A 13,308-nucleotide genomic window follows, 5' to 3' on the forward strand; every position below is an offset into this window, starting at 1 on the left:
CGGACGGTTAAAAGCCAAGTCAAAAGATCGCAGCCTGCGGCAGCTCCTACAGAGAAATGCGTTCCCATGTAGGAGCTGCCGCAGGCTGCGATCTTTTTAGAGCATCAAAGGTCAGTGACCATTGCCGGAATGACCACCGGCATGTCCAGCCCCCGGCCCTTTACCGGCCTCGCCTTTGCGCCCGCCTTCAGCCTCATGCCCCGCCGCGGCGGCCGCTTTCTCTGCCTCTTTGCCAAGCTGATCAATTGCCTGCAAATTGCTCTTGCGCACGGTTTCGACAAAGCCCTGATACGGCAGATCCGTCACGCCCACCAGGCCAAAGTGACCATTCTCGCCATCAAGCAGACGCCCGGTCACCGGTTGATCCAGATACTGGAACCAATGCACGCCGACAATCGATGGTTCGTTCAAGGCCTGTTTAAGGAAATTGGCATACGCCGGGCCGCGATCTTCTTCCCTGGCCACTGGCGTGACGCCGCCCCAGAACGGGCCACGATCCGCTGAGCCGAAGTTGAATTCGGTGATCAGTACCGGTTTGTCCAAAGCGCCCAGCGCGGTAAAGTCATAGCCGTCCTGCGGTTTCAGCGTGTACATGTTGAAGCTCAGTACATCGCAATACTGCGCGCAAGAGGCCACGGCTTCCGGGGTACTGATGGCAAAACGGCCGCCAAGCAGCAACTGGTTGGGTGCGTGCCATTTCAGCGAGTCGGAAATGGTTTTGAAGTAAGTGTCGGCGAAAACCTTCTGGAAATATTTGAAGTCCGCCTCGATTTCCGGATGCTCGGGATTCGGCAGCGGTGGCACGAAACCCGGATCCTCCATCAACTCCCACGCCGGCAGATCGATGCCCCAGGCCTTCGACAGCCCCGCCTGATTGCGATACTTGTCGCGCAACTGCTTGAGGAACGCACGCTTGGCCGGTACGTCGGTGGTCATTTTCAACGTTCCATAGGCCAGCGCGTAGCGGGATTTCGGATCATCGCCAGGTCCCGCCCAGGCCAGTTCGTTGTCGGCGTAATAGCCAATCAGCCACGGATCGTCGCGGTGATCGCGGGCGGCGATGGCGACAGCGCGCTCGGTGGCCATGGCGAAACGCGGATCAAACGGATCCGGCATACCACCCCACCAGTCGCTGCCGGTGCTGATGCTGGTGTAGTCGCCGACGATCGACAGCGGCAAGGTGTACGGCACGCGCTCGGCTTCAGTCAGCGAATCGGCACTCCAGTTGCCGACCGTGTTGAAGCCCCAGGCTTGCAGACGATCAAACGTGTGGCTGGCCCACTGTTGCTCATCGACAGTGGCCTTGCACGGCTCGGCAGCCTTTTCTGTCGTTGCTTGTACGGTTTCAGTCTTGGCTGCTTCAGCGACACCGGACTTCGGCTCCGCAGGTACAGACACAGGCTCTGCCGCTTTCACGGCTGCCGTTTCGGCAGCGGCAGACTTGGCTGCTTCTGCTACCCCTGATTTGTTATCACTGTCGGCTTTGCACGGTTCACCGTAGACGCGCTGCAGGTTGGCGCCGTAGAAGTCGTACCAGCGCCCGTTGCCATAACCCCGGCCCTGATCGACACCATTTCCGCCACGGTTGTCACCTTCGCCAAAGTGACTGGCCAAGGGCTCATCCGCTTTGGGCAAGGATTCGAACATGTACTCACGACCGGCCACGTAAGTCTGGTTGACCTGCGGGCTGACGGTGTTCACACCCAACGAGTAAAACGGGTGCCCTTCAGGTGTGACCAGATACCAGCGGCCATCACGCTTTTCAGTTCGGAAGAAACCGCTGGCCTTGAACACCGGGCCTTTGTTCCAGCCGCCAAACTTGTCCAGCGAGGACTTTTCACGCTCGGCCAACCAGGTTTTCAGTTGTTGCTGTTCCTTGGCGGCGGCGGATTTCAGTTGCTCGTCGTTGCTGATCTTTTCCGGCCACTTGCTGCGGGTCGACTGCCCGTACGCATCGACCAGATTGCCGTACACCGCCTGGGTGACCGACTCGCCATCCTGCACACCGAAGCGTTCGAGCAGCAAGCTCTGCGCGACTTTCGGCTGATCCAAAGACAAGCTAACCGAAACCACTTGGCTGCGATCAATCTCACCGCTGCTGCTGGCCAGCAGGATCCGCTGACCATCGACCGTCATTGGCATGGGTGGCCCGGCTTTCATGCCAAGACTCAACGGTGACGATGCGACCAGCGGCACCAACAGGGTTTGCGCAGGACCTGCCGGCAGATCGACGCGGCTGACCAGTGTGCGACCGTCGTTGCTCTGGATTTGCACGTAGACCGTCACAGCCCAGTCCATTGCGCTCTGCAACCGCAGGGTCATCATCCCGGACTGCGACCAGTCCCACGCGCCGGTCTGCGGCGTCAGACGCAAGGTCGGACGGGCCACCGGGTTGAATGTCACCCGCCGCAGCACTTCGCCCTCAGCCGTTTGCTCCGCGTTGGCTTGCGGCAGATCAGCGTTTTCGGTGGCGATTTTCACCACGTCGGCAGGACGGACAAAGTTGAACAGGGTCTGCTGACCCGCAGGCGCCGCGAACAGCGGCGTGGCGAAGATCAAGGCAAATACGGCAGGCAACGAACGGCGGATCATAAGAACGGAGTTCTCCCTAACGACCAACAATGGCCAATGGAAAAGCGATGGCAGAGAGATAGACAACACGGTGGGCAAAACTGCCCACCGTTGTCTCAGGATATTTCACGACGGAAAGGAGGCAACGCATTGAGGATCGCCTTGCCGTAGCGCTGGGTGACCAGGCGCCGATCCAGCAAAGTGATGGTGCCGCGATCTTCTTCGGTACGCAGCAGACGCCCGCAGGCCTGAACCAGCTTCAGCGAAGCATCGGGCACGGAGATTTCCATGAACGGATTGCCACCACGGGCTTCGATCCATTCCGACAGTGCCGCTTCGACCGGATCGTCGGGCACCGAGAACGGGATCTTGGCGATCACCACGTGCTCGCAGTAGGCCCCCGGCAAGTCGACGCCTTCGGCGAAACTGGCGAGACCGAACAGCACACTGGAATCACCGCCATCGACTCGCGCCTTGTGCTTGTTCAGGGTTTCCTGTTTCGACAGGTTGCCTTGAATGAACACCTGCTTGCGCCAGTCGCGGTCAAGACCGTCGAACACGTCCTGCATCTGTTTGCGCGAGGAGAACAGCACCAGCGTACCGCGCGAGCCTTCGACCAGGTCCGGCAACTCACGGATGATCGCCGCCGTGTGTGCGGCGGCATCGCGCGGGTCGGCTTTCAGATCCGGCACGCGCAGCACGCCGGCATCGGCGTGATGGAACGGGCTCGGCACCACAGCGGTGACGGCTTTTTTCGGCAGACCGGCGCGCATGCGGAAACGGTCAAAGGTGCCCAGCGCGGTCAGCGTCGCCGACGTTACGAGGCAACCATACGCGACGTTCCACAGACTACGACGCAAGGTTTCCGCCGCCAGAATCGGGCTGGCATTGACCTCAATGTCGAACAGCGAACCGCTTTCGGCGAGGGTCAGCCAGCGCGCCATCGGCGGGCTGTCTTCCGGGTCTTCGGCGGTGAATGCCGTCCACAGTTCCCAGTTGCCCGAAGCGCGGGACAACAGGCTGCCAAACAGCGGATACCACTCTTCGGCCTGATTGCTGGCGATGCCGATGTTGACCTCACCGTCCATACCTTCCTTGAGCAGGTCGGTCAGACGGGTGAACAGATCGTTGAGGCGCGAAAAGCCCTTCTTCAGCTCGATGCCCATTTCGCGCATGTGCTCGGGAATCACCCCGGCGACAAAACGATGCCGCGGACGCTCACGGCCCTCGACGTCTTCGCCGGGTTTGAAGTCGGCGACCTGCTCGCAGGCGCTGAACATGAACTGTTGCTGTGCCTTGATCTCGCGCGCCAGCTCCGGCACTTGCTCGATCAACTTGCCAAGGTCGCCCGGCAGCGGATGCTGGGCCAGCAGCTTGGTCAGGTTTTTCGCCGTGGTTTCCAGCCAGTCGGCGGTGGAGCGCAAGCGCGTGTAGTGGGCAAAGTGGCCGATCGCCTTGTCCGGCAGGTGGTGACCTTCGTCGAACACGTAAATAGTGTCACGCGGGTCCGGCAGCACAGCGCCGCCGCCCAAGGCCAAGTCAGCCAGGACCATGTCGTGGTTGGTGACGATCACGTCAACCTTGCCCATGCCTTCGCGGGCCTTGTAGAAGGCGCACTGGCCGAAGTTCGGGCAATGACGATTGGTGCACTGGCTGTGATCGGTGGTCAGTCGCGCCCAGTCGGCGTCTTCCAGCGCATTCGGCCAGCTGTCGCGGTCGCCGTCCCATTTATTGCCGGCAAGCTTTTCGATCATGCTGGTGAACAGCTTCTGACTGGCCTCATCGACCTCGATCTTGAAGCCTTCTTCTTCGAACAGCTGGGCGGTGGCGGTCTGCGCGTGGCCTTCCTGCAGCAACATGTCGAGCTTGGACAGGCACATGTAGCGGCCACGGCCCTTGGCCAGGGCAAAGCTGAAGTTCAGCCCACTGTTGCGCATCAGGTCGGGCAAATCCTTGTAGACGATCTGCTCTTGCAGGGCGACGGTCGCGGTGGCGATGACCAAGCGTTTGCCGGCGGCTTTGGCCGTGGGGATCGCCGCCATGCTGTAGGCCACTGTCTTGCCGGTACCGGTGCCGGCTTCCACCGCGACAATCGCGGGGTCGCCACTGCGCCGGCCTTCGTCGTCGGTGTCGATATCCCCGAGGACTTTCGCGATTTCAGCGATCATCAGGCGCTGGCCATAACGCGGCTTGAGGCTCTTGGCCTCTAGAAAACGCGAATAGGCGCCCTGGATCGTGGTTTTGAGTTCAGTGCTGATCATGGATTGTCGGGCGCAAAAAACGCTGGATAAATTTTCAGTGGTTTCGGATGGCGGCTATCATACCCCGCTAATTAATCCCGCGCAGAACGGAGTGCCCCAATGACACCTTTTAGCCTCGTTTATCCCCTGCATGTCCTGTCCGCCCTGGTCTGGGTCGGCGGCATGTTTTTCGCCTGGATGGTCCTGCGCCCGGCGGCTGTGAAGGCCCTCGACGGCCCTGCCCGACTGACTTTGTGGGTGGAAGTGTTTCAAGGTTTTTTTCGCTGGGTCTGGGTCGCGGTGATCCTGTTGCCGATCAGCGGCGTGGGCATGTTGCATCTGCAGCAGGTCGGCTTTGAGACCGCGCCGAAGTATGTGCAGGTGATGATGGGCTTGTATGTGGTGATGACGGCGTTGTTTATCCGGATTCAGGGGCTGATGCTGCCGGAGCTGCGTAAAGCGGTGGACGCGAAGGACTGGCCGGCGGGTGCGGCGGTGCTGGGGCGGATTCGCCGGGTGGTGGGGCTTAATCTGATTGTCGGGTTGCTGCTGGTGGCGGTTGCGGCGGCGAGGCCGATGATCTGAAGATGGGGTAAAGATCAAAAGCCCCTCACCCTAGCCCTCTCCCGGAGGAAGAGGGGACTGAATGGGGGATATTAAAGAGTTACGCCGACCTGAAGGATTAGCTTTGAATCCATAATCGACACGGTCGGCCCCCTCTCCCTCAGAGAGAGGGTTAGGGTGAGGGTCTGCCTTTACAGGCGCTGCACAGTCACAGCACCCGCCGCCCCCACCGGCCCAGGCTGGCCATCCGCCCCGGCCTTACCATTCTTGCCGCCATCGGCGCGATACACCAGGCAGCCCTTGGACTGGCCGCCCTTCCCGGCCTTGCCGCCAACACCCGCCGGGCCACCGTTGCCGCCCGCCACATTGACCTTGATCAGCTCGACCGGAAACTCGCGCGGCACTTCAAGTCGCACCAGCGCCCCCGGTGCGCCCGGTTGGCCGTCGCTGCCGTTACTGCCATCAAAACCATGTCCGGCCGCACCATAGGTGCAGCCCGGGTCTTCACCGTTGCCGCCATCCAGGCCAACAAAACCCGGTGCGCCGGTGCCGCCACGGGCATCGACCAACAGTTGCGGCGCGTTCAACGCCTTGAATTGCAGATTCAGATTGCGCCCCGCACGGGCGGCTTTTTCATAAGTCCCCGGCGCCCCGCGCGCGGTGATCTGGCTGCCTTCACTGAGTTCGGCGCGGGCCACTTTCAATTCCAGCGCCTGTTCAGCCGGAACGATCGCAATGCGAGCTTCATGGCCAAGACGCAATTCGCCCACGGTCAATTCGGTCACGTTGGCCGGAATCAGCAAGGTGCCGTAATCGGCGACGTCGAGACGTTCGAGCTGCAAGGTGCTGGTGGTATTGGGCAAGCGCATCAGCGAATTGGTTTCGACACTGACCACCTGGGCACAGGCCAACGGACTGATAAATGCAGCGAGCAAGCAGAGTTTACGCATGGGAAGAAGCCTCCGGAGCGGCCGGGGCCGGGATGGTTTGCAGGTGGAAAACGCCAAACAACAGGATGCGACCACGGTCACGCCAAGGGTGCTCACGCCCCTTGAGGCTGCGATTGCACAGCAGCACTTCGAACACATGGATCAGCAACAACAGACCGCCGGCCAGATTGACCAGCAGATGCAGCGGATGTACGAAAGGCACCAGTTGGTTGGCCAGCACCACGCAGCAGAACAGCAGGGTCAACAACCGCCCCAGCCCCCAGAACACTTTCATACGCTCCCCCGTGTTGCGAATTATTCTTTGGGCGCACAGTAACGGCTTCTGCGGGGGATAAGCCAGAGGGATAAATGAAAAAAACCCGATCGCCTGCCAAATGGCTGCCGGGACGACGATAATTATCGCCCGGCAGCTCTAGCCTGCGCCCTACAGACGCGTCCTAACGATTTATATGCAATTCCACACGACGGTTCTGCGCGCGGCCTTCATCGGTGGCGTTATCGGCAACCGGCTCACTCTCGCCACGTCCTTCACTGGTGAGTTTGTTCGGCGCCAGGCCCTGGCTCAGCAGATAAGCGGCGACACTGCTCGCACGCCGTTCCGACAATGCCTGGTTATACGCATCCGATCCTTTGCTGTCGGTGTGACCGATAACCTTGATGCTCACCACGTCGGCATTGCGCAACTTGTCCATCAGCGTATCGAGCTGGGCTTTCGCCGCCGGGGTCAGATCGGACTTGTCGAAATCGAACAACACGTTGCCGGCATCGCTGAGGGTGATGACTTCAGTTTGCGGTGCGGGCTCCGGCACTTTTTCTGTGACCGGGTACTGCGGCAGCGGGCAACCACGGTGATCGACCGGGGTATTTTCCGGGGTGTCCGGGCAACGGTCGCGGCGGTCGAACACGCCGTCGTCGTCTTCATCGCCGTCCTGGGCATAACAGATCAGTCCGCCGGTAAGAATCCCCAGCGCTGCGCCGCCACCGGCCCAGCCAGCGCTTTCGATAGCGCCGAGGCCGCCACCGACCAGTCCGCCGATAACGCTGCAGATCGGCCATGTTCGTTGATTGAGGGGTGCAGTGCCATCGCTGTGGGTGGCGCAACCGGTGAGCAAACTGCCTAGCAGCAGCACCGGCAAGACGGACCTTGAGAAAACAGTCATTGTGAAAGCTCCTGTGTCACCGGCCCATACCGGTTACACAGGAGTAAAGACCCGCATCCGCGACTGCACAAGGCGCGGATGCGAGAGGGGCTTAACGCTGGATTTTGATTTCGGTACGACGGTTTTGCGCGCGACCGTCCGCTGTTTTGTTGTCGGCCACTGGCTGGCTTTCACCCAGACCGGACACCGAAACGAAGCTGGCGCGTGGCACACCTTGCTGGATCAGGTAGTCCACCACCGAGTGCGCACGACGATCCGACAGTTTTTTGTTGTAGGCATCGCTGCCCACACTATCGGTATGACCGGTCACAGTCAGTTGCGCCGTCGAGGATTCCTGTTTCAGGCGGGTGGCGACCTTGTCGAGCACTTGCTTGTCAGGGCCGGTCAGCGTGGCTTTGTCGAACTGGAAGTGCACATCACGGATAACAATGGTTTCTTCCTTGACCACTACAGCTTCTTCTACCACGGGTGCAGGCGTTGGTGGAGGGCAACCGTCAGCGTCGACCTGTACGCCTTTAGGCGTGCCCGGGCACTTGTCGCGACTGTCCGGCACACCATCGCCGTCTTCGTCGCCATCACCGTGAACCCAGCAATAGGCCGCTGCCGTGCCACCGATCAGCAACGCACCGTAGCCGGCCCATGCCGAACTTTCGGTTGCGCCGAGACCGGCACCGACGACACCACCGACCGCCGCACAGGTCGGCCAGTCGGTTTTCTGCAAACCTGCGCAACCAGTCAACACACTGGTTAGCAGAATCAAAGGTAATGCTGTCCGAACTATGCTCATCTGGTTTTCTCCTGAGGGATCGGCTTAAAACCGATTCAGGGAGTAAAGACCGGAGTTTTAATCTCCGCCAGCAATAGGCCATGCCTGTTTGCGACCGTGTTCACAGGACTTTGGCGCAATCGCCGGTAACTGGCGGAACCGGGCACTTTGCCGACATCGTCAGGCAGGCTAGTCTTGGCGGTCTGATTGAGGAGCTTTGATGAACGTCGCCATTTCTTCCCGCACGCCGCAACAGGCGTTGGCCGCTTTGCTGGATCGCTACGCCCCGGCGCGTCTGCTGCTGATTGGCGCCAGCGAATTTCCAGCCCTGAGCGCCTTTAAAGAGGCACATCCAGACACCGTCGTGGCCCATGCCGCGCCGGGCGCACTGCCTGCCGAACTGGCGGCACAGCGTTTCGATCTGGCGCTGGTGGTCGATTGTCTGGAACATTTGCCCAAGCGCGACGGCCTGAACCTGTTGGGAGGGATTCGCAATCTCAACGCCAGCCGCATCGCTGTGCTGGCAGACCTGTCGGCCAGCGGCTGGCAGGAAACCGACTTCTATTCACTGGCGTTGCAAGCCAGTGAACGTTTTCAACGCGACGATCAAGTGCTGACCCTGTTCACCTACGATCTGCTTGACTACAAACAAGTCCCCGACTGGCTCAATTCACGGTTCTGGGCCAATCCGGAAAACTTCGGGAAATACTGGTGGTAATGCAATGAGTACAGCCATTTGTCCTTGCGGCAGCGGCAATCTGCTGGAGGCCTGCTGCGGCCATTATTACGACGGCCATCCGGCGCCGTGCGCCGAAGCCTTGATGCGTTCGCGCTACAGCGCGTATGTGCTGGGTTTGATCGATTACCTTGTGGCGACCACCCTGCCCGCTCAGCAAACGGGGCTGGATCGCCAGTCGATCAGCAACTGGAGCGCGCAGAGCACCTGGCTCGGCCTTGAGGTGGAGAGTTCGGAAGTCTTTGGCGGTCAGCCGGAGCACGCCTTCGTCACCTTTACTGCGCGCTGGCACGACGATCAGGGTGAACACAGCCATCGCGAACGCTCATCGTTTGTGCAGAATGCCGGGCGTTGGTACTTCATTGATCCGACGGTGCAATTGAAATTGGGGCGCAATGACAGCTGCCCGTGCGCCAGCGGGCAGAAGTTCAAGAAGTGCTGTGCAGGGTATTTCGGCGCCTGATGTTGAAGATCAAAAGATCGCAGCCTGCGGCAGCTCCTACACAGGATTTGCGTTTCCCCTGTAGATACTCTGTTCACGGTCAAGCTTTTGCGAGATCTTTTGCGCTAAAAAGCTTGGCCGTATTGAAATCTTCGCCGGCTCGCATGCAGGCCCACAAGCCGGTCAGGTATTTGCGCATGACGGCGACGATAGCCTGCATCTTTCTCTTCCCTCGCCCGATCAACGCTTCGTAAAAGGCTTTCACGTTGCTGTCGCAACGTATGGCAGTCAGCGCTGGCATGTACATCGCTGAACGTAGGTAGGCGTTTCCGCCCTTACTTATCCGCCCAGGTTTATCGATGCTGGTACCTGATTGCGTAAGCCGCACATCGAGTCCTGCATGTCGGCTGACCTGCGCGGACTTAAGTGTCACTGGCAAGGTCGTCAATTCAGCCAGTGCCGCAAATACTGAAATTTCGCCCATGCCCGGCGCTGCGATCATGTGCCCAAACTGGGCGCTTAGCGTCGGGCAGTTGTCGATCAGCGCCCGACCTGCGAGCCTGAAACGCTCGATTCGCTTGTCAAAAGCTTCAATGGCTTCTTCTTCGTCTTCAATCAGCATTTTCACGGTTGTTTGAGTAGCTTTCAGCGCATGCAGCTCGTTCTTGGCTCGGGTGCGATGACACGTCAAACGATTGATATGCCTTCCGATAGCCCGCAGTTCCAACTGTATGGTCGTGGGCGGCGTCCACAATTTTGGGCTCATGCGTTCGCCGTATTCGGCTAGCAACTGGGCATCGATCGCATCGGTTTTGCTGTTTTTCAGCATCAGCTTGGCAAAGTTATGAAAGCTCTTCGGGTTGATAACCGAAACGGGCAAACCCGCCGCGGTGAGCTCCATGGCCAAATCCAGGTAATAGATGCCGGTGGCCTCCATCACTACGGATAAAGGCTTGAGCTTGAGCAACCTGTTGACCGCTGCTTTGCGCCCGGCGGGTGTTTGGTCGATGTTGCAGGCCCCTGCAAAACGGCCGTCGTTGCGCCAGCCCATGGCGGTCGTGCGAGACCCCACATCCAAACCGACATGCATGCTCATGCTTTCAACTCCGAGTGAACTGGGTTAGAAATGCATCCTGGTTCCCCTGACCTCGAACTTCATGCCACTGCAACCTTGTAATGCGAAGTCCGACTTGTCGGCTTCTCGATACTCTTCGTGGTGGGCAATGAGGCGGGGGGACCTCTCTACAGACAAGGTCAGGAGCAAGTCCTGCCTTTAGGAGCGATCGGTCTCCCCCAGAAACACATCTTCGTATGTCCGCACCAGCGAGCTTAGATCTCAATTGACTGGTGTGAGGGCAACATACAAGGAGCTGCCGAAGGCTGCGATCTTTTAGCGTCTAGACTGGCAGCAAAGGGAGTTAAACCATGCTAGGTCGTCGACGCACCTGCCAATGCTTCATTCTGATGCTGGTCCTCAACCTCGGCGGTTGCGCGTCGTGGTTCAGCGATGACAGCGTCGACCCCGCCGTGCATCTGGTGAAAGTCGAAGTGGTGCGCGCCAAACTGCTCGAACAGAAATTCATCCTGCACTTTCGCATCGACAACCCCAACGACAGCGACCTGACCGTGCGCGGGCTGGAATATCGCATTCATCTGGCGGACATATTGCTGGCTGAGGGCGAGCATGAACACTGGTTCACCGTCGGGCCCAAGCGCAGCGCCTATTTCAAAGTGCCGATCCGCACCAACCTCTGGCCGAAGGTAAAAGACGTGGTGAAAATGCTGAAAAATCCGAACCAGCAGATTCCCTATCGTTTGCAGGGCGAAATGGAAACCGGTTTATTCATCGCCCACTACGTGCACCTTGAGCGCAATGGCGTGATAATCCCCGCCGATTTAATTCCGGAGCAACACCGATGACCCAGCAACCTCATGTCCATGGCCCTGACTGCAACCACGATCATGACCATCATCACGACCATGACCACGGCCATGTTCACGGCCCGAACTGCGGCCACGCCCACCAGGAACCGGTGCGCAACGCCCTGAAAGACGTCGGCCGCAACGACCCTTGCCCATGCGGCAACGGCAAGAAATTCAAGAAGTGCCACGGCGCGTGATGCCTGGGGCGAAGACCCTCTTCGCCTGACCCACCGCCTTCGCGAGCAGGCTCGCTCCCACAGTCAATCGAGTTCCTTCAGTTGCAATGCAATCCCTGTAGGAGTGAGCCTGCTCGCGAAAGGGCCGGCACATGCAACATCGTTGGCGTCTGACAGACTGCTATCGCGAGCAGGCTCACTCCTACATTTGATCTGCGCCGGTCACAGGTTTTGTGCCCACCGCGGTCCTTGTGGGAGCGAGCCTGCTCGCGAAGGGGCCGGTGTATACGGCGAAGTTATTTCAGCCGGCCACCAGAATCTGTGCAGCACTGACCACCGTCGCATACTCCCCGTGTAAATTCCCCAGCGACATCCCGTGCACCTCTTCAGCCGTTCGCAACGTGCCGAAATAGTCGGCCTTGTCGAAGGTAAAGCACGCATCCTCCGCCACCCAAGCCGCAAACTCCAGATTCCCCGCCGTGCGCGCTGTCGACTCAACCGAGTTATTGGTCGCCACGCCGACGATGACCAACTGCCCGATGCCCGCCTCACGCAACCGCGCCTCTAATCCGGTGGCACAAAATGCATCAGGCACCTGCTTCTGAATCAGCCATTCGCCGTCCTGCGGCAAAAACCTCTCCTGAAACTCCACCCCTTCCTGCTCCGGCCAAAACACCGAATCCGGTTCACGCGACAGATGTTGCACATGAATCACCGGCCTTGTGCTACGCCGCCACAGCCCCAGCAGATCAAGAATTCGCTCCTCCGCCTGCGGATTATTCCTTCGGCCCAAACGCGGCTCGAGGATGCCTTTTTGCTGGTCGATGATGATCAGTGCAGCGTTGGCCCGAAGCTCCATGGCGATTTTTCTCACGCGGGGTCATTGAATTCTGCGCAGTTCAGCATCACATCTTCCTGTTAAGCAAGCTATCGAACGCACACGGGACGACCTGACGCCGGCGTTTGCTGTCCGCACGCAAGTCCATTTCAGCTTTGGAGTTTTCCATGATCGACCTGTATTACTGGACCACCCCCAACGGCCACAAGATCTCCCTGTTCCTCGAAGAAGCCGGCCTGCCGTACAACGTCCATCCGATCAATATCAGCCAGGGTGAGCAGTTCCAGCCACACTTTCTGAAAATCGCCCCGAACAACCGTATCCCGGCCATCGTCGACCACACGCCTGCCGATGGTGGTGAGCCGCTGTCGCTGTTCGAATCCGGGGCAATCCTGCTGTATCTGGCGGAGAAGACCGGGAAGTTTCTGCCCAAAGACCTGCGCGGTCGGCAAACGGCGTTGCAATGGCTGTTCTGGCAAATGGGTGGCCTCGGGCCGATGGCCGGGCAGAATCACCACTTCAGCCAGTTCGCGCCGGAGAAAATCCCCTACGCGATCAAGCGCTACATCGACGAGACCGCACGGTTGTACGGCGTGTTGAACAAGCAGTTGGCCGAGAACGAATTCGTTGCGGGCAACGAGTACAGCATTGCCGACATGGCGATTTATCCGTGGATCGTCTCGCACAAATGGCAGAGCCAGAATCTCGAAGACTTCCCGCATGTGCAGCGCTGGTTCAACCACATCAAGGATCGCCCGGCGACAGTGAAGGCCTACGCGTTGGTGCAGAAAATCAATCCACCGAAGGCTTGATTGAACGGCAAAAGATCGCCGCCCTCGGCAGCTCCTACAGGGGAATGCATGCTTATGCAGGAGCTGCCGCAGGCTGCGATCTTTTCCATTCGACAGAAATACGCAAATAACCCCCGCCCCCGCTTGCGCG

14 protein-coding genes are annotated in these 13,308 nt (G+C 59.4%); 6 read left to right on the forward strand and 8 right to left on the reverse strand.

What is annotated here, in order from left to right; translation table 11 throughout:
- Positions 1 to 111 precede the first annotated feature (111 nt).
- Both ACI514_RS19020 and dinG read right to left on the reverse strand, forming a co-directional pair.
- Entirely contained in the window at positions 112 to 2,592 is a 2,481-nt protein-coding gene (locus ACI514_RS19020) for a beta-agarase (protein ID WP_405122202.1), read from the reverse strand.
- A gap of 95 nt (positions 2,593 to 2,687) precedes the next feature.
- Positions 2,688 to 4,832, reverse strand: coding sequence for an ATP-dependent DNA helicase DinG (dinG, locus tag ACI514_RS19025; protein WP_102902682.1), 2,145 nt, complete (start codon positions 4,830 to 4,832; stop codon positions 2,688 to 2,690).
- 99 nt (positions 4,833 to 4,931) lie between these two features.
- Here dinG and ACI514_RS19030 point away from each other — a divergent pair, with 99 nt between their 5' ends.
- Entirely contained in the window at positions 4,932 to 5,396 is a 465-nt protein-coding gene (locus ACI514_RS19030) for a CopD family protein (protein WP_405122203.1), read from the forward strand.
- Positions 5,397 to 5,566: 170 nt separating this feature from the next.
- Here the strand turns inward: ACI514_RS19030 and ACI514_RS19035 are convergent, their stop codons facing one another.
- The 4 genes from ACI514_RS19035 to ACI514_RS19050 all read right to left on the reverse strand — a co-directional run bounded on the left by ACI514_RS19035 (position 5,567) and on the right by ACI514_RS19050 (position 8,272).
- The gene (locus tag ACI514_RS19035; protein WP_405122204.1) at positions 5,567 to 6,325 is read right to left on the reverse strand and encodes a collagen-like protein; all 759 of its coding nucleotides are present in this window, start codon (positions 6,323 to 6,325) and stop codon (positions 5,567 to 5,569) included.
- A complete protein-coding gene (locus tag ACI514_RS19040) occupies positions 6,318 to 6,599 on the reverse strand; it encodes a DUF1145 domain-containing protein (protein ID WP_077571401.1) in 282 nt (93 codons plus the stop codon). Before ACI514_RS19040 ends, ACI514_RS19035 begins: the two co-directional genes overlap by 8 nt.
- A 163-nt stretch (positions 6,600 to 6,762) precedes the next feature.
- The gene (locus tag ACI514_RS19045) at positions 6,763 to 7,485 is read right to left on the reverse strand and encodes an OmpA family protein (RefSeq protein WP_160056373.1); all 723 of its coding nucleotides are present in this window, start codon (positions 7,483 to 7,485) and stop codon (positions 6,763 to 6,765) included.
- Positions 7,486 to 7,576: 91 nt separating this feature from the next.
- Complete coding sequence (locus ACI514_RS19050; protein WP_160056371.1) at positions 7,577 to 8,272, reverse strand: OmpA family protein; 696 nt, start codon at positions 8,270 to 8,272, stop codon at positions 7,577 to 7,579.
- 199 nt (positions 8,273 to 8,471) lie between these two features.
- Between ACI514_RS19050 and ACI514_RS19055 the strand changes: the two genes are divergently transcribed.
- Positions 8,472 to 8,969 carry a DUF6231 family protein gene (locus ACI514_RS19055; RefSeq protein ID WP_160056369.1) on the forward strand — a complete coding sequence of 166 codons (498 nt, stop codon included), beginning with the start codon at positions 8,472 to 8,474 and terminating at the stop codon, positions 8,967 to 8,969.
- A gap of 4 nt (positions 8,970 to 8,973) precedes the next feature.
- Positions 8,974 to 9,450, forward strand: coding sequence for a YchJ family protein (locus tag ACI514_RS19060; RefSeq protein WP_405122205.1), 477 nt, complete (start codon positions 8,974 to 8,976; stop codon positions 9,448 to 9,450).
- A 79-nt stretch (positions 9,451 to 9,529) separates the two neighbouring features.
- Here the strand turns inward: ACI514_RS19060 and ACI514_RS19065 are convergent, their stop codons facing one another.
- A complete protein-coding gene (locus tag ACI514_RS19065; protein ID WP_405122206.1) occupies positions 9,530 to 10,525 on the reverse strand; it encodes an IS110 family transposase in 996 nt (331 codons plus the stop codon).
- 329 nt (positions 10,526 to 10,854) lie between these two features.
- Here ACI514_RS19065 and ACI514_RS19070 point away from each other — a divergent pair, with 329 nt between their 5' ends.
- Together ACI514_RS19070 and ACI514_RS19075 are read left to right on the forward strand one after the other, a co-directional pair.
- On the forward strand, positions 10,855 to 11,349 hold the full coding sequence (locus ACI514_RS19070) for an LEA type 2 family protein (protein WP_405122207.1): 495 nt from the start codon (positions 10,855 to 10,857) through the stop codon (positions 11,347 to 11,349).
- Entirely contained in the window at positions 11,346 to 11,549 is a 204-nt protein-coding gene (locus tag ACI514_RS19075; protein WP_003198420.1) for an SEC-C metal-binding domain-containing protein, read from the forward strand. The genes ACI514_RS19070 and ACI514_RS19075 overlap by 4 nt, the downstream gene beginning before the upstream one ends.
- 280 nt (positions 11,550 to 11,829) lie before the next feature.
- Here ACI514_RS19075 and ACI514_RS19080 read toward each other — a convergent pair whose 3' ends face one another.
- The gene (locus tag ACI514_RS19080; protein WP_405124231.1) at positions 11,830 to 12,387 is read right to left on the reverse strand and encodes a cysteine hydrolase family protein; all 558 of its coding nucleotides are present in this window, start codon (positions 12,385 to 12,387) and stop codon (positions 11,830 to 11,832) included.
- A gap of 146 nt (positions 12,388 to 12,533) precedes the next feature.
- Between ACI514_RS19080 and ACI514_RS19085 the strand changes: the two genes are divergently transcribed.
- Positions 12,534 to 13,178, forward strand: coding sequence for a glutathione binding-like protein (locus ACI514_RS19085; protein WP_405122208.1), 645 nt, complete (start codon positions 12,534 to 12,536; stop codon positions 13,176 to 13,178).
- The last annotated feature ends 130 nt before the right edge of the window (positions 13,179 to 13,308 follow it).

The organism is Pseudomonas sp. M20, from assembly GCF_045037865.1.
In the GTDB taxonomy this organism is placed as follows: Bacteria; Pseudomonadota; Gammaproteobacteria; order Pseudomonadales; family Pseudomonadaceae; genus Aquipseudomonas.